We start from the raw sequence: 20,012 nt of genomic DNA on the forward strand, positions 1-20,012 counted from the left end.
GTAACAAGGGAAGGCGAAAGCAGACAATCGCCCCATTATCGGGGGCGGATAGGGAAGCGTTCAGGCGCGGAAACCTTGCAGCAGATGCTGCGCCAGTGGCGCGCGCAGCGGAGAGGCCAGATCCATCCCCAATAAGGCCAGGCCGCAGGCATGCTCCACCGGCGCCAGGCCGGTCGAGAAGATGCGAGGCATCAGATCGGTCAGGCCGGCGGTGATGAAGCGGTCCACCTGGCGCGCTCCGGCGAATTCCGCCAGGGCGGAACCGGGATTGACGTCCGGATGGGCCAGCCAGCTGCCCAGCGTCTGGGCCAGGCGGGCCGCGTCGCGCAGGCCCAGGTTCAGGCCCTGGCCTGCGACCGGATGCAGGGTTTGCGCGGCATTGCCGATGGCCGCCACGCGGCCGTGCACCTGGGCGCGGCGGGCGCTCAGCGCCAGCGGGAAGACATGTCGCGGCGCCTGGCTGGAAAGCCGTCCCAGGCGGTCGCCGAAGGCGGCGGACAGCGCCCGCGAAAACGCGGCGTTGTCCAGCGCCGCCAGTTCGGCGGCGCGCTCGGGCGCGCTGCACCAGACCACCGAATAGGCGTCCGGCGTCTGCGGGTGCGGCAGCAGCGCCAGCGGGCCTTCGGCGGTGAAGCGCTCCCAGGCCCAGCCGCGGCGGGGCAGGGTGGCGTGCGCCGTGGTCAGCACCGCATGCTGGTCGTAGTCGCGGCGCACGTCGGTCGCGCCCGCGCCGTCGGATTGCACTGCGACCCGGCACAGCAGTGTCGCGTCGCCTTGTTCGACGCGCACGCCGTCTGCGTCCTGCATGCCGATCCGCGCGGGCGGCCCTTGCAACACGGTGACGCCGCAAGCGGCCACGCATTCGTCCAGCTTGGCGTGCAGGCCGGAATAGGCGACCACGCTGCCCAGCTGCGGCACGCCGAAATCGGTGTTCTGGATCAGGGTGCGGCCCAGCCGGCCGCGCTGCGATACATGGATGTTGCGGATGTCGGCAGAGCGTTCGGGCCAGGCATGCAGCGACTCCAGCAGCACCCGGCTGCCATGGTTCATGGCCAGCACGCGGGGATCCGTGGCGGGGACCGCCGCCGACGGCGCGACCGCGGCGGGCGCGCTGCCGGCAAGCAGCGCGATGCGCGCGGGGTCGGGCGCCACGCGGGCCAGCATCAGGGCCAGCACGCGGCCCACCGGGCCCGCGCCTAGAATCACTATGTCGAAGGCGGATGAAGTCATGCCCGGATTTTAACCGTCCACTACAATCCGCAGCAGCCGGCGCGTCTTGGCGCCGTGGCCCTCTTTCCGGTCGATCGACATGACGCAGCTCCAGGCCTCATCCCCAGTGTCCGCCGTTTCCGCCGCTTCCACCCGCCGCCCGCGCGGAAAGGTCGCGGTCGGATTGCTGGCCTGCCTGTTCGGAGCGGTGGGGGCGCATTGGTGGTATCTGGGACGCCGCCATGCCTGGCTGGTGACCGCATACACGCTGATCAGCCTGTTCTGCGCTATCAGCTTCTACCCCGTCTGGTACGACAACCCCGCCTTCTTCCTGGTGTTCATTCCCATGGTCGACGGGTTCATCGAGAGCGCGGTGTTCTCGCTGATGCCGGACGAGAAATTCGACCGCCTCTACAACGAGGGCCTGGGCCGGCCGACCCGGACCGGCTGGGGTCCGGTGCTGGTCGCGATCCTGGCCTGCCTGGTCGGCGCCATCGTGTCCATGTTCGCCATCGCCATGGTGGTGGTCTACACCTGGATCGCCATGGGCTGGCTGGACGGCTACGTCTTTTAGCGCCAGCCCGGCGCGCCTACTCGCGCATCAGCGCTTCGATCTCGCCGGCCTGCACCGGCACGCCGCGGGTGATGAGTTCACAGCCTTCGTCCGTGACCAGCGCGTCGTCCTCGGTGCGGATGCCGATGTTCCAGTAGGCCTCGGGCACGTCGTCTGCGGGCCGCACGTAGATGCCGGGCTCGATCGTCAGCATCATGCCCGGTTCCAGCTGGCGCCAGGGGCGTTCGGCGCCCTGGGTCGGGCCAGGCTGGCGGTAGTCGCCCACATCGTGCACGTCCAGGCCCAGCCAGTGGCCGGTGCGGTGCATGTAGAAGCGGCTGTAGTCGCCGGATTCCAGCACCCCATCCAGCGAGCCTTTCAAGAGTTTCAGGTCCAGCATGCCTTGCGCCAGCACGCGCAGGGCGGCCTGATGGCCGTCGTTGAAGCTGCGGCCGGGCGCCGTGGCCTGGGCGGCGGTATCCTGCGCGGCCACCGTCAGGTCGTACAGCGCGCGCTGCGGACCGCTGTAGCGGCCGTTCACCGGAAACGTGCGGGTGATGTCGCTGGCGTAGCTGTCGACCTCGCAGCCCGCGTCGATCAGCACCAGGTCGCCGTCGCGCAACACGGCTTCGCCGGCCGGGTAGTGCAGCACGCAGGCGTTGGCGCCGGCGGCCACGATGCTGTTGTAGGCCACCGACTGCGCGCCGTGCCGGCGGAATTCGTACAGCAGTTCGGCCTCGATCTCGTACTCGCGCATGCCGGGGCGGGCGACGCGCATGGCGCGCACGTGGGCGCCGGCCGAGATCTTGGCCGCGCGCCGCATTGCCGCGATTTCCGTGGCGTCCTTGATCAGCCGCATCTCGGCCAGCAGCGGCCGGATGTCCTGTTGGCGCGCAGGCGGCGCATGGCCGCCGCGGCTGGCCTCGCGCGCCGCGGTCAGCCAGCGGTGCAGGCGTCCGTCGCTGCGCTTGTCGCCGGCCAGGGGCGCGTACAAGGTGGCATGGTCCTGCAGCAGCGCGGGCATCAGTTCGTCCAGCGCATCGAGCGGATGGGCGTCGTCGAAACCGAAATGCGCCGCGGCGGCCTCGGGGCCGAAGCGCTTGCCCTCCCAGATTTCATGTTCGATGTGGCGCGGGCGGCAGAAGAGCACGGCGCGGTCGGTCGCGCCCGCGGTCAGCACCAGCCAGGCGCCGGGTTCGGTGAATCCGGTCAGATAGAAGAAATCGCTGTCGTGCCGATAGGGATATTCCGCGTCGCGGTTGCGGGTGGCTTCCTGGGCGGTCGCCAGTATGGCGATGCCGCCGCCTGCGGCGCGCATCTGCGCCATCAGGCGTTGGCGCCGCGCGGCGTAAGGGGCGATGTCGTCGGGAGGCAGGCTCATGGCGGACTGGGCGTGAAGCCCGGCAGGGTGAGGATGCCGTTTACTTTACCTGCCATCCCCGGGTTGCGACAGCCCGCAAGGGGCGCGCGGAATTCGCTGGACCGCGCGGGGCAAGCTGCTACAATCGCGGCTCTGTCATTGGGGAGTAGCCATCCTTTGTCCCCACAAAGGAGCTAGCGTCAACAGACTTGGTGGTTCAGCGCTGCGCAGCAGCCGCTAGAACTCCATGGCGCTAGTAGCGGTATCCATGCACGGCGGCATCGCCGCATGGATCAGCCAGGCGAGACCTTTGGCCGCGTTGCGTTCACCCCAGCCGGGCGAGCCGCGACGTCGCGCCAATTGGTTTCTGCTCGTCCGGCTCGCCTATATGTTTCTCACTCTGTTCCTGTTTTTCCTGTCAGCGGCAGTGATCTACTTCGCCTGCGAGTTCTTCGTGAACGGCGTCGAATGGGTCGGCCATCGCTTCCAGCTGGGCGCCACCGCCACCGGCACCGTGCTCGCCGCGTTCGGCACGGCCTTGCCGGAAAGCGCCGTGACTTTCATGGCCGTCGTGTTCGGCGAAACCCCCGAGCAAAAAGACATAGGCGTAGGCGCCGCCATGGGCGGCCCGCTGGTGCTCGCGACGCTGGCGTATGCGGTGGTCGGCCTGGCTTTGTGGCGCGCGCGCCGCGGACGCGCCACGCAGGCGGACTGTATCAACGCGGACCAGCGCCGGCTGGCCCGCGACCAGGCCTGGTTCATGGGCATCTTCATCTTCAAGGTGGGCCTGGGCCTGTTGGCCTTTGCCTGGAAGCCCTGGTTGGGCATCCTGTTTCTGGCCACCTACGGCCTTTACGTCAAGCGCGAACTCAGCAACGACGAGGAAAGCCTGGCCAGCGAAGACCTCGAGCCACTGAAGCTGCGCCCGCGCGACGAGGATCCGAGCATGTTCTGGGCGGTCACGCAGACGATACTGGCGCTGGTCGTGATCGCCGGGGCATCGCATGTGTTCGTGAACCAGATCGAGCTGCTGGGCGTGGCCATGGGCGCGTCGCCTCATGTGGCCGCGCTGTTGCTGGCGCCGGTGGCGACCGAGCTGCCGGAAATCATGAACGCGCTGATCTGGGTGCGCCAGGGCAAGGAACGGCTGGCGCTGGCCAACATTTCGGGCGCCATGATGATCCAGGCGACCATTCCCAGCGCGCTGGGCATCTTCATGACGCCCTGGCTGCTGGACGCTCCCTTGCTGGCGGCGGGCCTCTTCACGATGCTGTCGATCAGCCTCTTGTGGCTGCGTTTCCGCCGTTCGGTCATGAGCGTGCCGGCGTTGTCGGCGGTGGGCGGACTGTATGCCGTGTTCGCCGCCTATCTGGGCTGGCACTTCTACGCTTGACAGTGCGTTGCGCGCGGGGCCTCGGCCCCCGCGGTTTTTTCCACATTCAGGCCCGATTTGGCCCCAAAAGCCTTGTCCATAAGTGGAAACCCGCGTAAACTTCTGCCCGTTATCCATCCCAGGAGCAGTCTTCGTGAATACCGATTCCGGCGAAAGTTGTCGATCTTGCATCGACGTCGCTGTTTAACAGGTCCACGCAGAACTCCGTCTGCCGCAGCCTGTTGAACAGGTTGCGGTTGTATCCCAAGCTCCAGGCGCAAGCCCGGACAATCGCGCAAGCCAGCGGCTTGCCGGGAAACTCCCCAACGTAAACCGCCAGAACCGCCGCAATCCGCAGCGTCAGCGTTCGTGCACGTTTGTCGTGCCTGTCCGCCGAACGCAGCGCGGGCGCGCGCGTATTCGCGATCACGCTCCCCATTCTTGCAATGGAGGTCGTTATGCGTTTCTTCGACTTGTTCCTACGCCGCGCCGGCGTGGACCGCGCCACCGCCCTGGGCCGCCGCCGCGGCACTTCGCGTCTGACGGTCATCTGTCCGCGCGACGAGCTGGGCGCCTTGCGCAAGCAGATCTGCCTGGACTTCAGCGCCGCCGGCCTGGACGTCTCGCAGGTGCAGATCGACCAGGGTCGGGATCCTGGCATGGCATCCGCCTGCATCACCGTCAATTGTCCCCCGGAATTGCGGGGCGAACTGATGTCGCAGGCGCGCCGCCTGAGCGCCAATCCCGCCGTGCGCCACGTGCACTTCGGCACGCAAGCCACGCCAGTCACGCAGGCTGCGCTGGCCTGAAGCCGCCCTTTCTTCCACAGGAGAGATCATGCCTAGTGCCTTAGACCCCGAGCCTCGATTGCGCCCAGTGCGCGGCGCCGGCATGCCTGTCTGACCTGTCTCCTCGCTGCGAGCCGACAGGCAGGATAGTCATCCTGGCCCGTACGGAGTCCGCAGCCAAGAATCGCCGGCCTGGCCCACGTCGCGTGCGCCTCTGCCGCCGGTACCGATTCCTCCGCTAGCTCCCATCCGTTTTCCGCACCCGGCGCATTTCATGCGATCCGGATACCGGCAACATTGCCCCGGCGCCTGCGCACGCCTGTACGCGACGGTTTGACGGCTTTCTGCGCGAAAGCCGCGGACCGCTGCCGCCTGCGCGCAGCCGCCAGCGGGCAGGGTCGTCCGTGTCTCCAAGAACTACACGTACAACCGGAGCACTCCGATGTTCAAGTTTCTCAAGTCCTTCTTTACGTCGGCGGCGGGCCTGCGCCATAGCGCAAGACATTTCCGCCGTTCGCCCATGCCCGAGCGCGGCGCCACGACGGCCGCCGCGTCCTCCGATACCGCGCGCCATGCCAACCGCCAGATGCTGGACCTGTCGCGCATGGGCTTCGGCGCCTTGTTCGCCCTGTTCGGCAGCAGCCGCGGCGGACTGTCGGAGGCCCAGGCCCAGACCGCGCGCGAACGCTACGGCGCCAACGAGGTCGACCACGAAAAGCCGCTCTCCTGGTACACGCATCTCTGGCTGTCCTATCGCAATCCGTTCAACTTGCTTTTGACCGCGCTGGCGGCGCTGTCCTGGCTCACCGACGTGCGCATGGCCGAACCCGACGACCAGTCCTGGACGGCGGTATTCATCATCGGCGCAATGGTGCTCATCTCCACTGTGTTGCGGTTTGCGCAGGAGCAGCGCTCCAATCGCGCCGCCGAGGCGCTCAAGGCCATGGTGCAGAACACCGCCACGGTGCTGCGCAGCGACCCGGCAGCCGACGCCGAGGGCGACGCCCGCCGATTCTTCGGCGTGGCGCTGCATGTCAGCGGATCGCGCCAGGTCGAGGTGCCGCTGGCGGAGCTGGTGCCGGGCGACGTGGTGCTGCTGTCCGCGGGCGACATGATTCCCGCCGACTGCCGCATCCTGAATGCCAAGGACCTGTTCGTTGCGCAGGCCGCGCTGACGGGCGAATCGCTGCCGGTCGAAAAGTACGCCACGCAGCGCAGCGAGACCGCCAACGCGCTGGAACTTGAGAACATGGCCTTCATGGGCACCAACGTGGTCAGCGGCTCGGGCAGCGCCCTGGTGGTGGCCACCGGCTCGCGCAGCTACTTCGGCCAGTTGGCCGGACGCGTCACGCAGACCAGCCGCGCGCCGACCCAGTTCCAGCAAGGCATCAACCGCGTGAGCTGGGTGCTGATCCGCTTCATGCTGGTCATGGCGCCCATCGTCATGCTGATCAACGGTTTCACCAAGGGCGACTGGATGGAAGCGCTGCTGTTCGCGCTGGCCATCGCCGTGGGCCTGACGCCTGAAATGCTGCCCATGATCGTCACGGCCACCCTGGCCAAGGGCGCCGTGCGCATGTCGCGCCGCAAGGTCGTGGTCAAGCGGCTGGACGCCATCCAGAACCTGGGGGCGATGAACGTGCTGTGCACCGACAAGACCGGCACCCTGACCCAGGACCGCATCGTGCTGGAACGGCACACCGATGTGTACGGCGCCAGCAGCGACGACGTGCTGGCCTACGCCTATCTCAACAGCTACTACCAGACCGGCCTGAAGAACCTGCTGGATGTGGCGGTGCTGCAGCACGCCGAGGTCGAGCGCAAGCTGGATCTGGCGGCGAAGTACCGCAAGGTCGACGAGATTCCCTTCGACTTTTCCCGGCGCCGCATGTCGGTGGTGGTCAACGAGACCGAGAACGGCCGCGAGCATCACGAATTGATCTGCAAGGGCGCGCTGGAAGAGATGCTGGCGGTTTGCACCCGCCTGCGTGTGGGCCACGAAGAGCATCTGCTGACCGCTGCCCGCCGGGCCGACATCCGCCGGGTGACGGCGGACCTGAACCGCGACGGCCTGCGCGTCATCGCGGTCGGCGTCAAGGAAATGCCGCCCACCCAGCAAACCTACGGCGTGGCCGACGAGTCCGATCTGGTGCTGGTCGGGTACATGGCTTTCCTGGATCCTCCCAAGGAATCCACCGCTCCCGCGCTCAAGGCGCTCAAGGATTCCGGCATCGAGGTGAAGGTGCTGACCGGCGACGTGGAGCTGGTGACGCAGAAGGTCTGCCGCGAGGTGGATTTCGAGGTGCGCAAGGTCTATCTGGGCGCCGATATCGAAGCGATGGACGAGGCGCAACTGACCGCCGCGGTGCGCGAGGCCAACGTGTTCGCGCGGCTCACGCCGGCCCACAAGGAGCGCATCGTGCGCAGCCTCCGGGCCCAGGGCAACACCGTGGGCTTCATGGGCGACGGCATCAACGACGCGCCAGCCCTGCGGGCGGCGGACGTGGGCATCTCCGTGGATTCGGCGGTCGATATCTCGAAAGAGGCCGCGGACATCATCCTGCTGGAAAAGAGCCTGATGGTGCTGGAAGACGGCGTCATCGAAGGCCGCAAAACCTTCTGCAACATGCTCAAGTACCTGAAGATGACGGCCAGCTCGAACTTCGGCAATGTCTTCTCGGTGCTGGTGGCCAGCGCCTTCCTGCCGTTCCTGCCGATGCTGCCCATTCATCTGCTGGTGCAGAACCTGATGTACGACATTTCCCAGACCGCCATTCCGTTTGACAACGTCGACGAAGAACTCTTGAAGCAACCCCAGCAATGGGACCCCGATGGCCTGGGCCGTTTCATGGTGTTTTTCGGTCCGATAAGCTCCGTGTTCGATATCGCCACCTATGCGCTCATGTGGTACATCTTCCAGGCCAACTCCGCGGAACACCAGACGCTGTTCCAATCGGGCTGGTTCGTCGAAGGCCTGTTGTCGCAGACGCTCATCGTCCATATGATCCGCACGCGCAAGATCCCGTTCCTGCAAAGCCGCGCCGCGTGGCCGCTGATGGGCATGACCCTGATGGTGGTGACGATGGGGCTGCTGCTGCCGTTTTCGCCCTTGGCCGAGTACCTCCAGCTGCAGCCGCTGCCATGGAGCTACTTCCCCTGGCTGGTCGGCATCCTGTTGGCCTACTGCACGCTGACGCAGTTGCTGAAGGGAATCTGGGTCCGCCGCTACGGTTGGCAATAAGTCGATAAGGCCCGCGGCGGTCGCAAGCCCGCCGCGCAATCAGGAGAAACGCATGAGAATCGCTACTTTTGCCGCGCTGATGGCAGTGGGCCTGGCCCTTCCCCTGGCGGCGCGTAGCGCCGAGACCGGGCAGGGGCTGTCGCTGTACGGCGTGGTGGACGCGGGGGTGGCCGTCACCACGGTCTCGGGGCAGGGCAGCCACAGCGGTCTGCTCAATGGCGGACTGACCGATTCGCTATGGGGAATGACGGGGGCGGAAGACATGGGCGGGGGCTGGAGCGCCAGGTTCCAGCTGGAAAGCGGCTTCGATCCTTCGTCGGGCAAGCGGGCCGACGACGACCGCTTCTTCAATTACGCCGCCTGGGTCGGCCTGGGACATGACAGCTTCGGCGACCTGCGGCTGGGGCGCCAGCACACCATAGGCCAGGTCTACGGCAATTCCCTGGAAATCGCGTCCTGGAAGGAAATGGGCATGGGCGCCACCTTCAAGGCGTCCGACAACTACCAGTTCAGCAACCTGGTCAATTACTACACACCTGTCTGGGGCGGTTTCCAGGCCGGCATCGGTTACTCCTTCGACGCCGACGACCGCAACCAGTTCAAAACGGCCAACAACAACCGCGCGCTCAGCCTCGGCCTGAAATATGAGGACGGACCCTTGCTGGCGATCGCCACCTGGGACCAACTGCGCCTGGCCGACGCCCCGCCGGGCAGCAATGGACGGCCGCAAGCGGTGCAGCTGGGCGCCTCCTATGACTTCGAGGTGCTGAAGCTGTCCCTGGCATGGTCGCGCCAGCGCAACGGCGATGTCGGGCTGGACGGGGGCGATCCGGACGGGCTGGGCATGGGCCTGGGGCCGGCTGCCTTCGTGCGCGGCGGCACGGTCGATGCCTGGCTGGTCGGGGCCAGCGTGCCGGTCGGACCCGGCGCCGTGCTGGTGCAATGGTCGCTGGCGCACCCGGACTGGCATTGGGACAACGGCATGACGGCGCGCAATGCGCAGGTGATGACGCTGGGCTATACCTACAGCCTGTCTGCGCGCACGACGCTCTATGCCTTCGCCGGCTATGCGTCGAACTACACGCTGGACGACCAGTTCGATCCTGCCCGCTCCCACACCACGCGGGTGGGCACGGGCATTTCGCACCGTTTCTGAGCGCCGGGGCAGGGCGGGCCGGGGTCAACTACAATCGGCGGGTGCGGCGCATGGCGCCCGTCCTCGTACAGCCCCGACGTTTTCCGGATGGTTTGCATGGATAGTCTCGAATGGCTCATACCCTGGGAGTTCTCTCCCACGCTGGTGGCCTCCTTCCTGGTGGCCATCGTGCTGTTCGTGCGCGGCCAAAAGGTCCATCGCGTGACCGCCGCCCGCAGCATCCTGTTCTGGACCGGCATGGTGCTGCTGTACCTGTCCATGCATACCCGGCTGGACTATTACGCCGAACGCATGTTCTTCATCCACCGCATCCAGCATCTGGTGCTGCACCATCTGGGGCCGTTGCTGGTGATGGCGGCGTTCCCGGGACAGGTGATGCGGGCGGGCCTGCCCATGCGCTGGCGCATCCGCCTGCGTGACTTCCTGCGCACCGGCGCCGGCCGCGCGACGGTGGCGGTGCTGACCCACAAGATCTTCGTGCCGACGCTGTTCGTCTTCCTGGTGCTGGTCTGGCTGATTCCGTCGGTGCAGTTCTATTCCATGCTGGACTGGCGTCTCTACCGCCTGATGAACTGGTCGGTGGTGATCAGCGGCTTCATGTACTGGAACCTGATCCTGGATCGCCGGCCCGCGCCGCCGGCGGCCATGACGCCGGGCGGCCGGGTCATTTCGCCCGTGCTGACGATGCTGCCGCAGATGGTGGCGGGCGCAGTCATCGCCTTCACCGAAAGCGACATCTATCCGCTGTTCGAACTATGCGGCCGCGCCATCGCCATGTCGGCCCAGACCGACCAGACCATAGGCGGCCTGACCATGTGGATTCCGGCGGCGCTGGTCGAGGTGATCGGCCTGATGGTGGCCCTGGGAACCTTGATGCGGCTATCGGCCAAGGGGCGCTTGCGCAAGGCGGATCGCGAAGCGCTGGCCCGCTCCAAGGCCCGCGCTCGCGCCGCTTCGGCCTGAGAACCGCGGCGGGTGGCGTACGCCGCCGGGCTCAGAAGCTCTTCGGCGTATTGACCCAGAACAGTTCCACGGTTTCCTCGCCGACGACTTTCCACGAATGCGGCCGCCCGCTAAGGAACGAGATGCTGTCTCCGGCGCGCAAGGTCACCGGCGCCGCCAGATCGACCGTAATGCTGAATTCGCCGGCGATGACGTGGATGCACTCTTCTCCATGGTGCGTATAGGCGCCTTCGCTGCGGGCGCCCGGCGCCAGAACCCATTTCTGGCAGTCGAGCGAAGGCAGGCTCGTTGCCAGCTGCAGGATCTGGATGCCCGCGCCGAACGACGGGGCGTGTATTTCCTGACCCTTGCGCACGACCTCTGCCGCGTTGCGCGACGGCTTGGGCGGTACTTCCGACAGGGCCGTCAGCGACGTGCCATAACAGGTGGCTAGCAGCTTCAGGCTTGCGACGGTGGCCCCGCGGCCCGTCCGTTCAAAGGTCGAAATGAAGGACACGGGCAGGCTGGTTTCGTCCGACGCCTCTTTCAGCGACAGATCCGCGCTTCGGCGCGCGGTGCGAAAGCGCAGTCCGAGCGCGGCCGCGTCAGCTATTTCGCGGGCTTGAGATGCCGTGGCGCCCGAGGCGGGCGATGGTGGCGCCGTGGACGCCGATCCGGCCTGCGACTCCTCCAGCACGCGACGGATCGCGGGCATGTTCAGGCCGTTGATCTGCCGCAGACGAACGATATGGGATACCCGGGCCAGATCCGCATCTGAGTAGACGCGCTGTCCCGTTTCGGTGCGCGCCGGAACGAGGAGGCCGTGTTGCTCCCATAGCCGCAGCGTCGAGATGTTCGTGCCTGTGAGGCGCGCGACGTCGCCGATTCGATACTCAGACATGCAAGTGAAGTTCCTGTGCTGGCGCGGTGGACGGTCTGTTCTGGCAGAACATACAGAATATATATAGATAAATTATATAAACACGATCCTTCATGATAGGACCGGAAATATGGGGGAAAGCCCCTATTTTTTCCGAAAATCAGCTTCTATAGGATCGCAACCTACAGAAATTATGTAGATATATTTGATTTCAGGCGCGGACAGATTGGGCCGCTTTGCTCATGATCATTTCACACCATTCAAGCCAGGCCGGACCTTTCCTGCAACGCAGTTTCTGGATGCGGGAGGCGGAACCCGCCTTGCAGGCAAGTGCGCCGCTGACCGGCAGTCAGGCCGCCGACATCGTGATTATCGGTGGAGGCTATGTAGGTCTGTGGACGGCGTTGAGCATCAAGGAACTCAGCCCTCACTCCAAGGTCGTGGTCCTGGAGCGGGACGTCTGCGGCGGAGGCGCTTCAGGGCGCAACGGCGGCATGGCCATGTCCTGGTGGCCGAAAATCGCTTCGCTGCTTGCTTTCGCGGATGTCGACGATGCGCTGTTCCTGGCCCGGGCCTCGGAACGCGCCATCGATGAAATCGCACAGTTCTGCGGCCGCCATCGCATCGATGCGCACTTTCGCTGCGGGGGATGGCTCTGGACGGCCACTTCCGATGCGCAGCAGGAGTCATGGGAGGGCACGCTCCAGGCCTGCGCCCGGGTCGGCGCGCGTCCCTTCGAGCACATGCTGCCGGAGGACGTCGCACGTCGAACCGGGTCTCGCATGCACAGGGCGGGCGTGTTCGAACGCGGCAACGCCACGGTGCAGCCGGCAAGGCTGGTGCGAGGCATGCGCAGGGTGGCCCTGGAGCGCGGCATCGTGATCCACGAAAACACGCCGGTGCTGGAGTTGAGCCACGGCTATCCGGCGGTGATCCGTAGCGCCTCGGGCACGATACTGGCCAAAAGCGTCGTGCTGGCGACGAATGCATGGGCCGCCGCCATTCCTGAAATCTCAAGGCTGATCGTGCCCGTCAACAGTTCCATCGTCGTGACGCAGGCGATTCCCGAGCGCCTGGCCGCGCTGGGTTGGACGGGGGGCGAAGCCATCACCGACTCGCAGTTGATGGTCGGGTACTACCGGACCACGCGGGACGGGCGAATCGCATACGGCAAGGGCACGGGCGCGCTTTCCCGGGGAGGCGTCATCGACGCCACCTTCAGCCGCCACGAAGAAAGCTGCCTGATGGCGGAGCAGGATTTCCGCCGCGCCTACCCGATGCTTGCCGACGTGCGCGTCTCGCATGCGTGGTCGGGTCCGATCGATCGGACCTACGACAGCCTGCCCGTTTTCGGCACCCTGGCCGGTACCGGACACATCCACTACGGAGTGGGTTGGAGCGGCAACGGCGTCGCGCCCAGCCTGTTGGGCGGCAGGATTCTGGCAAGCCTGGCCCTGGATCGCAACGATGTGTGGCGCCGCTGCGCCCTGGTCGACCGCAAGACCAAGCGGTTTCCGCCCGAACCCATCAAGTACTTCGGCGGTTCGCTGGTCCGCAACGCCGTGCGTAGAAAGGAAGAGCGTGAAGCGCGGGATCTTGCGCCGCGCTGGCTTGACGTGCTCCTGGCTGGGTTCGCGCCCGCAGGACTTGAGGACTAGCGTCAAGCGCGCCGTGCATCAGGCCTGCGCGGGATAACCAAAACAAGCGCGTTCCATACCGGGGGCGCGGTAAAAGGAGAAAGCATGTCTAAGGGTGAGGGACTCAAGGGTGGGCTGCAATCGCGCCACATGACGATGATTTCCATTGCGGGGGTCATCGGCGCAGCCTTGTTTGTGGGGTCGGGCAAGCAGATCGCGCTGGCCGGGCCGGCGGTGATCCTGGCCTATCTGGGCGGCGGGATCCTGGTGTTTCTGGTCATGCGCATGCTGGGCGAGATGGCCGTGGCCCAGCCCGATACCGGTTCTTTTTCGACCTACGCGGATCGCGCTATCGGGCGCTGGGCGGGTTTCACCATCGGTTGGCTGTACTGGTACTTCTGGGCGCTGCTGATGGGTTGGGAAGCCTATGTCGCGGGACAGATTCTGCATGGCTGGTTCCCCGTGGCGCCCAATTGGGTCTACGCGCTGCTCCTGACGCTAGGGTTGATAGGCGTCAACTTCATGAACGTCAGGAACTACGGGGAATTCGAGTTTTGGTTCGGCCTGATCAAAGTGGTGGCCATCGTCCTGTTCCTGGTGGTCGGCACGCTGGCGGTTGTGCACCTGTGGCCCTTCGGCGATGCCGGCGGCATGTCCAATCTCACCGATCGGGGATTCATGCCCAATGGACCCGGCGCCGTGGTCACCGCATTGCTGGGCATCATGTTCGCCATGATGGGCGCGGAAGTCGTCACGGTGGCGGCGGGTGAGACCTCCGAGCCCGGCGGCCAAATCGTGAAAGCCATCCGATCGGTGGTCTGGCGGATCTGCCTGTTCTATGTAGGGTCCATCTTTCTGGTGGTTTGCCTGGTGCCCTATGACACCCCCGCCCTGGTCGACCCGACGCGCGGCAGCTACAACGTGGTGCTGGACGCGATGGGCATTCCGTACGCGCAGCTGATCGTCAACGCCATCGTGCTGACCTCGGTCTGCAGCTGCTTCAACTCGGCGCTGTATGTCTCATCGCGCATGCTCTATTCGCTGGCCCGCCGCGGCGACGCGCATCGCATCATGGCTGTCACTGGCGCTTCCTCGGGCGCGCCGTACGTGGGCGTGGTCATATCCAGCGTGTTCGCATTCGTTGCCGTCTACATGATGGCGACGTCCTCGATGGACCTGTACGACGTCCTCATGCAAACCACGGGCTGCGTGGCGCTGTTTGTCTACCTGACCATCGCATGCTGCCAACTGCGCATGCGGCAACGCCTGCAGGCTCAGGGAGTCGAGCTGAAGTTCAAGATGTGGTTGTTTCCCTGGCTGACCTGGGCGGTCATCCTGTTCATCTGCGCAGCCTTGCTGACGATGGTGCTGGAGGGAACGTATCGCCAGGAGGTGGCGTACACCTCCGCGCTGGGCGCTGTAATCGTCCTGATGGGCGTGGCGGCGCAGCGCTTCGGCATTGGCGGGCCGAAGGCCCAGGAGCCCGCGGCGCGGAGGATTCCGGGACAAGGCTTGAACGGCCTGAGCGAGGCCGCGGCGCTCAAGCCTTGACGCGGCATGAATGGCCGCAGGCTTGCGGCTATTCCGGCAGCAGGCCGTGGTACTTCTTGCCCAGCGCCACGGTGGCCTGGAACATGCCGGCCTTGCTGCCGCAGTCGTAGCGCACGCCTTCATAGCGGTGCGCATACACGGCGCGCTCGCGCATCAGCGAGGCGATGCCGTCGGTCAGCTGGATCTCGTTGCCGGCGCCCATCTTGGTCGAGCGCAGGTGGTCGAAGATCGCGGCTTCCAGCACGTAGCGGCCCACCACGGCGAGCGTCGACGGCGCGGCTTCAGGGTCGGGCTTTTCGACGATATGGGTGACGCGTTCCGTGCGGCCGTTGGCGCTGGCATCCCCCTGGCGGGTGGCCACGATGCCGTACTTGCGGGTGTCCACGCGCGGCACGTCCTGCACGCCGAGCACGCTGGCGTTCTGCGCCACGGCCACGTCGATCAGCTGCTTCAGCGCGGGCTGTTCGGCGTCGATCAGGTCGTCGGCGAGCAGCACGGCAAAGGGTTCGTCGCCCACGGCAGGCGCGGCCGACAGCACCGCGTGGCCCAGTCCCAGCGGAGCCGACTGGCGGATATAGAGGCAATTCACATGCGCGGGTAGAATGCCCCGCACCATGGCCAGAAGCTCGTGCTTGCCCTTGCTTTCCAGGTCCGATTCGAGTTCCGGCGCGGAGTCGAAGTGGTCTTCGATGGCGCGCTTGTTGCGCCCCGTCACGAAGATGAGGTCGGTGATCCCGGCGGCCACGGCTTCTTCCACGGCGTATTGGATCAGCGGCTTGTCGACCACGGGCAGCATTTCCTTGGGCATTGCCTTGGTGGCGGGCAGGAAGCGCGTACCCATGCCGGCGACAGGGAAAACAGCTTTACGGACAGGACGCATTGAGACCTCGTTGGGGCTATCGATGAAACATTTTAAGCGCATCGCTATCATAGGCTTATGAACCGCAGGAAAATGCCATCCATTTGCTCGATTGCGAAACGGGGTGCAATCGTCGGGCTGTCCGTGGCCCTGGCCGTGCCCGCCATCCCCATCGCCGCCTGGGCGCAGCCCGTAGGCCTGCCCTCGATGGGCGCGGCCTCCGCCGCTGAACTGTCCCCCGCGCTGGAACGCAGCCTGGGCGAAGCCATCATGGCCCAGGGGCGGCGCGACCCGACCTATGTGGACGATTCCGAACTCAGCCAGTACCTCACCACCATGGGGCGCAAGCTGGCGGCCTTCGCGCCCGGCGCGGTCCCCGAGGTCGAGATGTTCGGCGTGCGCGACCCCGAAATCAACGCCTTCGCCATGCCCGGCGGCTTCATCGGCGTCAATACCGGGCTGATCGTGGCTTCCGCCAGCGAATCCGAGCTGGCGGCGGTGCTGGCGCACGAAATCGGCCACGTCGTGCAACGCCACATCGCCCGCGGCATGACCCAGCAGAACCAGAACAGCATGGTGATGCTGGCCAGCCTGGCGGGGGCGCTGCTGGCGGCCCTGGCCGGGGGCGGCGGCAACCTGGCGATGGGCGTGGCGGCATTCGGCCAGGCTGCGGCCATCAACCGCCAGCTGGGCTTTTCGCGCGACGCGGAACGCGAAGCCGACCGGGCAGGGCTGCAGATGCTGACCAAGGCGGGCTACGACGCCGAAGGCATGGCGCAGATGTTCGGGCGCCTGATGAACGCGTCGCGCCTGAACGAAGGCGCGGGCGGCGGCTCCTGGGCCAGCACCCACCCGCTGTCCATCGAGCGCATGTCGGACGTGCAGAATCGGGTGCGCAACCAGTCTCCCGTGGCGCGCCACGTGGATAGCGACGACTTCTGGTACATACGCGCCAAGATGCGCGTGGTGCAGGGCCGCGACGCGGTCAGCCTGCGTACCGCCGGCCAGCAATTGCAGGACGAGGCCCAGGCGCTGTCGGGCGTGCGCAAGTCGGCCGCCTACTACGGCCTGGCGCTGCAGGCGTTCCAGCGCAACAACCTGGCTGATGCCGAGCGCAACTGGAGCCTGGCGTCGGCGGACGGCCGCAGCTCGGCCCAGCTGGCCAAGCTCAGCGTGGATATTGCCCTGGCCCGCAAGGAGTACCCCAGGGCGCTGGAGCTGGCCCAGGCCGGCACCAAGCGCTGGCCCGGGCATCGGGCCCTGGGCATTGCCTATGCCCAGGCGTTGCAAAGCGTCGGCCGCCACACGGACGCGCAGGAGTACCTGCGGGCCAAGATCAAGCAATGGGGCAGCGACGAACCCAGCCTCTACCAGATGCTGGCGCAGAGCGAAGACCGCAATGGCAAGCCGGTGGCTGCGCGCCGCGACCAGGCGCGCTACTACGTCATGACTGGCGCATACGCCGCCGCGGAGTCGCAGCTGCAGCAGGCGCGCAACATGTCCACCGACTTCTACGAGCAGTCGCAGATCGACGTGCAGATCAAGGAAGTGAAGGACAAGCTGGCCGAAGAGCGCCAGTTGCTGGAACGCTTCAAGTCGGGTTGAGCGCCGGGCAGGGCGCCGCTGCGACCTACTGGCCAGTTTCGAAGAAGCGTCCCAGCCGCTGCGGCAGCCAGTTCAGGTGGGCGGGGAAGCTGCCGGTCGGAAAACCGGCATGTCCCCCATCCGTGGGCTGATGCAGCAGGACGGTGGACGAGCATTCCTCGGGCGTCGGCAGCGAGGCTGCCGGCACGAAGGGATCGTTGCGGGCATTGAGCACCAGTGTCGGCACGGATATCTTCGGCAGCCAGGGCTTGCTGGACGCCCGCGTCCAGTAATCCAGCGCATTGCGAAAACCGTGCATGGGCGCGGTGTAGGTGTCGTCGAACTCGCGCAGATCATGCGCATGGGCGATGCGCATGACGTCCACGGCGCCGGGATAGCGGTGCGCCTTCTCCAGCACCTTGTGCTTGAGCGTCTTCAGGAAGTGGGCGGTGTAGACCCTGCGGTTGAACACGCCGGTGGACAGCGTCTTGCCGCAGGCCACCAGGTCCAGCGGCACGGACACGCCCGCGCAGGCCGTCAGCCAGCCGGTGTCCTCCTGGTGTTCGCCCAGGTACTTGAGCAGGGCGTTGCCCCCCAGCGATACGCCGACCGCATGCCAGCGCGCATGTGGAATGCGTTGGCGCACAGTATTCAGCATGAAGCCGACCTCGGCCGAATCGCCCGAGTAGTAGGCGCGCGCCAGGCGGTTGGGCACGCCCGAACAGCCGCGGAAATGCGCGATCACCACGATCCAGCCGCGCGCACGGAAGTGATGCGCGATGGACTGCGCATAGCGGCTGTTGCTGCCGCCTTCCAGGCCGTGGAACAGGATCAGGGCCGGCGTATCGGGCGTATGCGGCAGGGACTTCCAGTCCGCATCCGTCATCCACCGGGCCGCGGCGGTCTTGCCATTGGCGACCGGACGCTGGCCGCTGACGGGCGCGCCGTCGGCGGACTTGTGCGGGAACAGGCCCGGACCGGTCCAATCGAAGTCGACGAAATCGGTGTCGGGCGTGTCTACCCGTTCGCGCACGAATGCGATGCGGTGATACTGCGCGAACAGGGCGGCGTAAACCGTCTGGCTGTCGCCTCCGGGCAACCAGGAGGGGACGGGGCAGGGCGTTGTATCAAGACGAGCAGCGGCCAACTAAAAATCCACCCGATTCAGTGCAGCATGTCGGGTACGTCGTGCAAGTCGAGCACCCCGGCTTCCGTGGGCGCCGGCGAGGCATGGTGCATGACCATGCGCCAGCCGGTGGGCCCCTTGTGGTAGATGTTGGTGGCGTAGCAATTGGCGAATTGCGTGCCTTCCCGCGTTTGCACCGCCACCTGTTCCACCAGCACGTGCACCGCGCACATCATGCTGAGCATGACCAGCGGACGCAACGGACGCACATGCAGGGGGCCGTTGGCCAGCACCTGCTGCCAGGAATCGTGCACCGCCGAGTGGCCGACGATGCGCAGGCCCCCCGGATGGATGCAGACGACTTCCTCGTCGTCTGCCCACACTTGCATCAGGCGTACGACGTCCGCCTGGTCGAGGGCTTCGTAGAACGCGTGCTCTGCTTCTTCGGGCGTGGCGAACATGGCGGCGGAAACGGGTGGACGTTGTAGAGCGGGTGACTCAGTGCCCGTGGCCGTGCAATACGGTGCCGGGCTTCAAGCGGTACTCGGCGCCACAGTAGGCGCAGCTGGCGGAGCCGGTGCGGGCCACGTCCAGGAACACGCGCGGATGCATGCTCCAGAGCGGCGCCTTGGGGCCCGGACAGAACACGGGCAGGTCGTCGGCGCCGACCTCGATGACTTCGTGGGGGTGGGGGACGGCGGCCGGAGCAGCAGCGGTCATGGATATTCCTGAAAAAAAACCGGTAATCGGCAGGTTGGGGCAATGATGCGGCCAGGTCAGGGACCGGACCGCGCGGATCAGACTTTACTCAGCCAGTGATGGTACTTCGGGTTGCGGCCATTCACCACGTCAAAAAATGCTTTCTGCAGCCTCTCCGTGATCGGGCCGCGCTGGCCGGAGCCGATCTGGCGGTTGTCCACTTCGCGGATGGGCGTCACTTCGGCGGCCGTGCCGGTGAAGAACGCCTCGTCGGCGATGTAGACGTCGTCGCGCGTCAGGCGCTTGGTCACTACGCGCAGGCCCAGGTCGGCGGCCAGCGCATGGATGGTGGAGCGGGTAATGCCAGTCAGGGCGGAGGCGATCTCAGGCTCGCAGAGCACGCCGTCCTTGATGATGAAGAGGTTTTCGCCGGAACCCTCGGCCACGAAGCCTTCCGTGTCCAGCAGCAGGGCTTCGTCGTAGCCGTCCTGCAGGGCCTCGGTATTGGCCAGGATCGAATTGGCGTAGGTAGTTGCCACCTTGGCGCGCGGCATCGTGACGTTCACGTGCTGCCGCGCGAACGACGACACCTTGACGCGGATGCCCGCGGACAGCGCCTCTTCGCCCAGATAGGCGCCCCAGGGCCAGGCCGCGATGGCCACGTGCACCCGGGCGCCCTTGGGCGAGACGCCCATTTTTTCGGGGCCGTAGAACACCAGCGGGCGCAGGTAGCCGGCTTCCAGCTGGTTCTCGCGCACGACCGTCCGCTGCGCCTCGTTGATCGTGTCGCGATCGAAGGGCATGGGGATTTGGTAGATGTGCGCCGAATTGAAGAGGCGGTTGGTATGGTCTTCGAGGCGGAAGATGGCTGTGCCGATCTCGGAGCGGTAGGCGCGCACGCCTTCGAATACCGACAGGCCGTAATGCAGGGAGTGCGTCAGGACGTGCGTGGTCGCGTCTCGCCACGGTACGAGCTTGCCGTCATACCAGATGAAGCCGTCGCGGTCTGCCATCGACATGGTCTACTCCCAAGCGCCCAAGAATCCCGAGGTCCA

Annotated in this window: 18 protein-coding genes and 1 riboswitch; of the genes, 9 read left to right on the forward strand and 9 right to left on the reverse strand. The window is 66.1% G+C overall.

Annotated features, from left to right (window positions below):
• Positions 1-60: 60 nt before the first annotated feature.
• Complete coding sequence (locus tag ACZ5YA_RS27265) at positions 61-1,230, reverse strand: UbiH/UbiF/VisC/COQ6 family ubiquinone biosynthesis hydroxylase (RefSeq protein ID WP_464091478.1); 1,170 nt, start codon at positions 1,228-1,230, stop codon at positions 61-63.
• A gap of 79 nt (positions 1,231-1,309) precedes the next feature.
• Here ACZ5YA_RS27265 and ACZ5YA_RS27270 point away from each other — a divergent pair, with 79 nt between their 5' ends.
• Positions 1,310-1,783 carry a TM2 domain-containing protein gene (locus tag ACZ5YA_RS27270; RefSeq protein ID WP_059371627.1) on the forward strand — a complete coding sequence of 158 codons (474 nt, stop codon included), beginning with the start codon at positions 1,310-1,312 and terminating at the stop codon, positions 1,781-1,783.
• Between the two features lie 16 nt (positions 1,784-1,799).
• Here the strand turns inward: ACZ5YA_RS27270 and ACZ5YA_RS27275 are convergent, their stop codons facing one another.
• Positions 1,800-3,143 carry an aminopeptidase P N-terminal domain-containing protein gene (locus ACZ5YA_RS27275; RefSeq protein WP_464091479.1) on the reverse strand — a complete coding sequence of 448 codons (1,344 nt, stop codon included), beginning with the start codon at positions 3,141-3,143 and terminating at the stop codon, positions 1,800-1,802.
• A 121-nt stretch (positions 3,144-3,264) separates the two neighbouring features.
• A riboswitch (yybP-ykoY riboswitch) is annotated at positions 3,265-3,458 on the forward strand.
• Positions 3,459-3,510: 52 nt separating this feature from the next.
• Here ACZ5YA_RS27275 and ACZ5YA_RS27280 point away from each other — a divergent pair.
• Positions 3,511-4,515, forward strand: coding sequence for a sodium:calcium antiporter (locus ACZ5YA_RS27280; protein WP_118932898.1), 1,005 nt, complete (start codon positions 3,511-3,513; stop codon positions 4,513-4,515).
• 109 nt (positions 4,516-4,624) lie between these two features.
• Here ACZ5YA_RS27280 and ACZ5YA_RS27285 read toward each other — a convergent pair whose 3' ends face one another.
• Positions 4,625-4,924, reverse strand: a complete 300-nt coding sequence (locus ACZ5YA_RS27285; RefSeq protein ID WP_124260367.1) for a hypothetical protein — start codon at positions 4,922-4,924, stop codon at positions 4,625-4,627.
• Positions 4,925-4,952: 28 nt separating this feature from the next.
• Here ACZ5YA_RS27285 and ACZ5YA_RS27290 point away from each other — a divergent pair, with 28 nt between their 5' ends.
• The 4 genes from ACZ5YA_RS27290 to ACZ5YA_RS27305 all read left to right on the forward strand — a co-directional run bounded on the left by ACZ5YA_RS27290 (position 4,953) and on the right by ACZ5YA_RS27305 (position 10,642).
• Positions 4,953-5,303 (forward strand): hypothetical protein, encoded by a 351-nt coding sequence (locus ACZ5YA_RS27290; protein WP_280016535.1) that lies wholly within the window; start codon positions 4,953-4,955, stop codon positions 5,301-5,303.
• Positions 5,304-5,724: 421 nt separating this feature from the next.
• Positions 5,725-8,523, forward strand: coding sequence for a magnesium-translocating P-type ATPase (mgtA, locus tag ACZ5YA_RS27295; protein ID WP_464091480.1), 2,799 nt, complete (start codon positions 5,725-5,727; stop codon positions 8,521-8,523).
• Between the two features lie 52 nt (positions 8,524-8,575).
• Positions 8,576-9,679: a porin gene (locus tag ACZ5YA_RS27300; protein WP_059371633.1), complete on the forward strand. Its 1,104-nt coding sequence runs from the start codon at positions 8,576-8,578 to the stop codon at positions 9,677-9,679.
• A gap of 87 nt (positions 9,680-9,766) precedes the next feature.
• Positions 9,767-10,642, forward strand: a complete 876-nt coding sequence (locus ACZ5YA_RS27305; RefSeq protein WP_118932896.1) for a cytochrome c oxidase assembly protein — start codon at positions 9,767-9,769, stop codon at positions 10,640-10,642.
• Positions 10,643-10,673: 31 nt separating this feature from the next.
• On the opposite strand, the gene ACZ5YA_RS27310 is transcribed toward ACZ5YA_RS27305, so the two are convergent.
• Positions 10,674-11,522: a MerR family transcriptional regulator gene (locus ACZ5YA_RS27310; RefSeq protein ID WP_059371635.1), complete on the reverse strand. Its 849-nt coding sequence runs from the start codon at positions 11,520-11,522 to the stop codon at positions 10,674-10,676.
• Between the two features lie 221 nt (positions 11,523-11,743).
• Here ACZ5YA_RS27310 and ACZ5YA_RS27315 point away from each other — a divergent pair, with 221 nt between their 5' ends.
• Entirely contained in the window at positions 11,744-13,159 is a 1,416-nt protein-coding gene (locus tag ACZ5YA_RS27315) for an NAD(P)/FAD-dependent oxidoreductase (protein WP_464091481.1), read from the forward strand.
• 84 nt (positions 13,160-13,243) lie between these two features.
• Positions 13,244-14,689, forward strand: a complete 1,446-nt coding sequence (locus tag ACZ5YA_RS27320) for an amino acid permease (RefSeq protein ID WP_059371637.1) — start codon at positions 13,244-13,246, stop codon at positions 14,687-14,689.
• Between the two features lie 28 nt (positions 14,690-14,717).
• Here ACZ5YA_RS27320 and galU read toward each other — a convergent pair whose 3' ends face one another.
• On the reverse strand, positions 14,718-15,569 hold the full coding sequence (gene galU, locus ACZ5YA_RS27325) for a UTP--glucose-1-phosphate uridylyltransferase GalU (protein WP_059371638.1): 852 nt from the start codon (positions 15,567-15,569) through the stop codon (positions 14,718-14,720).
• A 57-nt stretch (positions 15,570-15,626) separates the two neighbouring features.
• Between galU and ACZ5YA_RS27330 the strand changes: the two genes are divergently transcribed.
• Positions 15,627-17,153, forward strand: a complete 1,527-nt coding sequence (locus ACZ5YA_RS27330; protein WP_059371639.1) for a M48 family metalloprotease — start codon at positions 15,627-15,629, stop codon at positions 17,151-17,153.
• A 25-nt stretch (positions 17,154-17,178) separates the two neighbouring features.
• On the opposite strand, the gene ACZ5YA_RS27335 is transcribed toward ACZ5YA_RS27330, so the two are convergent.
• From ACZ5YA_RS27335 to ACZ5YA_RS27350, 4 genes are all read right to left on the reverse strand, one after another.
• A complete protein-coding gene (locus tag ACZ5YA_RS27335; RefSeq protein ID WP_118932892.1) occupies positions 17,179-18,279 on the reverse strand; it encodes a YheT family hydrolase in 1,101 nt (366 codons plus the stop codon).
• A 17-nt stretch (positions 18,280-18,296) separates the two neighbouring features.
• Positions 18,297-18,719 carry a YybH family protein gene (locus ACZ5YA_RS27340; RefSeq protein ID WP_054449940.1) on the reverse strand — a complete coding sequence of 141 codons (423 nt, stop codon included), beginning with the start codon at positions 18,717-18,719 and terminating at the stop codon, positions 18,297-18,299.
• Between the two features lie 37 nt (positions 18,720-18,756).
• Entirely contained in the window at positions 18,757-18,978 is a 222-nt protein-coding gene (locus ACZ5YA_RS27345) for a zinc-finger domain-containing protein (RefSeq protein ID WP_059371641.1), read from the reverse strand.
• Positions 18,979-19,055: 77 nt separating this feature from the next.
• On the reverse strand, positions 19,056-19,976 hold the full coding sequence (locus tag ACZ5YA_RS27350) for a branched-chain amino acid transaminase (RefSeq protein WP_059371642.1): 921 nt from the start codon (positions 19,974-19,976) through the stop codon (positions 19,056-19,058).
• Positions 19,977-20,012 lie beyond the last annotated feature (36 nt).

The organism is Achromobacter sp. JCM 18799 (genome assembly GCF_055395645.1).

Bases quoted from the DNA above. Each gene is read 5' to 3' on its own strand.
- ACZ5YA_RS27265 (WP_464091478.1), bottom strand. From the start codon at position 1,230: ATGACTTCATCCGCCTTCGACATAGTGATTCTAGGCGCGGGCCCGGTG.
- ACZ5YA_RS27270 (WP_059371627.1), top strand. From the start codon at position 1,310: ATGACGCAGCTCCAGGCCTCATCCCCAGTGTCCGCCGTTTCCGCCGCT.
- ACZ5YA_RS27275 (WP_464091479.1), bottom strand. From the start codon at position 3,143: ATGAGCCTGCCTCCCGACGACATCGCCCCTTACGCCGCGCGGCGCCAA.
- ACZ5YA_RS27280 (WP_118932898.1), top strand. From the start codon at position 3,511: ATGTTTCTCACTCTGTTCCTGTTTTTCCTGTCAGCGGCAGTGATCTAC.
- ACZ5YA_RS27290 (WP_280016535.1), top strand. From the start codon at position 4,953: ATGCGTTTCTTCGACTTGTTCCTACGCCGCGCCGGCGTGGACCGCGCC.
- mgtA (WP_464091480.1), top strand. From the start codon at position 5,725: ATGTTCAAGTTTCTCAAGTCCTTCTTTACGTCGGCGGCGGGCCTGCGC.
- ACZ5YA_RS27300 (WP_059371633.1), top strand. From the start codon at position 8,576: ATGAGAATCGCTACTTTTGCCGCGCTGATGGCAGTGGGCCTGGCCCTT.
- ACZ5YA_RS27305 (WP_118932896.1), top strand. From the start codon at position 9,767: ATGGTTTGCATGGATAGTCTCGAATGGCTCATACCCTGGGAGTTCTCT.
- ACZ5YA_RS27310 (WP_059371635.1), bottom strand. From the start codon at position 11,522: ATGTCTGAGTATCGAATCGGCGACGTCGCGCGCCTCACAGGCACGAAC.
- ACZ5YA_RS27315 (WP_464091481.1), top strand. From the start codon at position 11,744: ATGATCATTTCACACCATTCAAGCCAGGCCGGACCTTTCCTGCAACGC.
- ACZ5YA_RS27320 (WP_059371637.1), top strand. From the start codon at position 13,244: ATGTCTAAGGGTGAGGGACTCAAGGGTGGGCTGCAATCGCGCCACATG.
- galU (WP_059371638.1), bottom strand. From the start codon at position 15,569: ATGCGTCCTGTCCGTAAAGCTGTTTTCCCTGTCGCCGGCATGGGTACG.
- ACZ5YA_RS27330 (WP_059371639.1), top strand. From the start codon at position 15,627: ATGAACCGCAGGAAAATGCCATCCATTTGCTCGATTGCGAAACGGGGT.
- ACZ5YA_RS27340 (WP_054449940.1), bottom strand. From the start codon at position 18,719: ATGTTCGCCACGCCCGAAGAAGCAGAGCACGCGTTCTACGAAGCCCTC.
- ACZ5YA_RS27345 (WP_059371641.1), bottom strand. From the start codon at position 18,978: ATGACCGCTGCTGCTCCGGCCGCCGTCCCCCACCCCCACGAAGTCATC.
- ACZ5YA_RS27350 (WP_059371642.1), bottom strand. From the start codon at position 19,976: ATGTCGATGGCAGACCGCGACGGCTTCATCTGGTATGACGGCAAGCTC.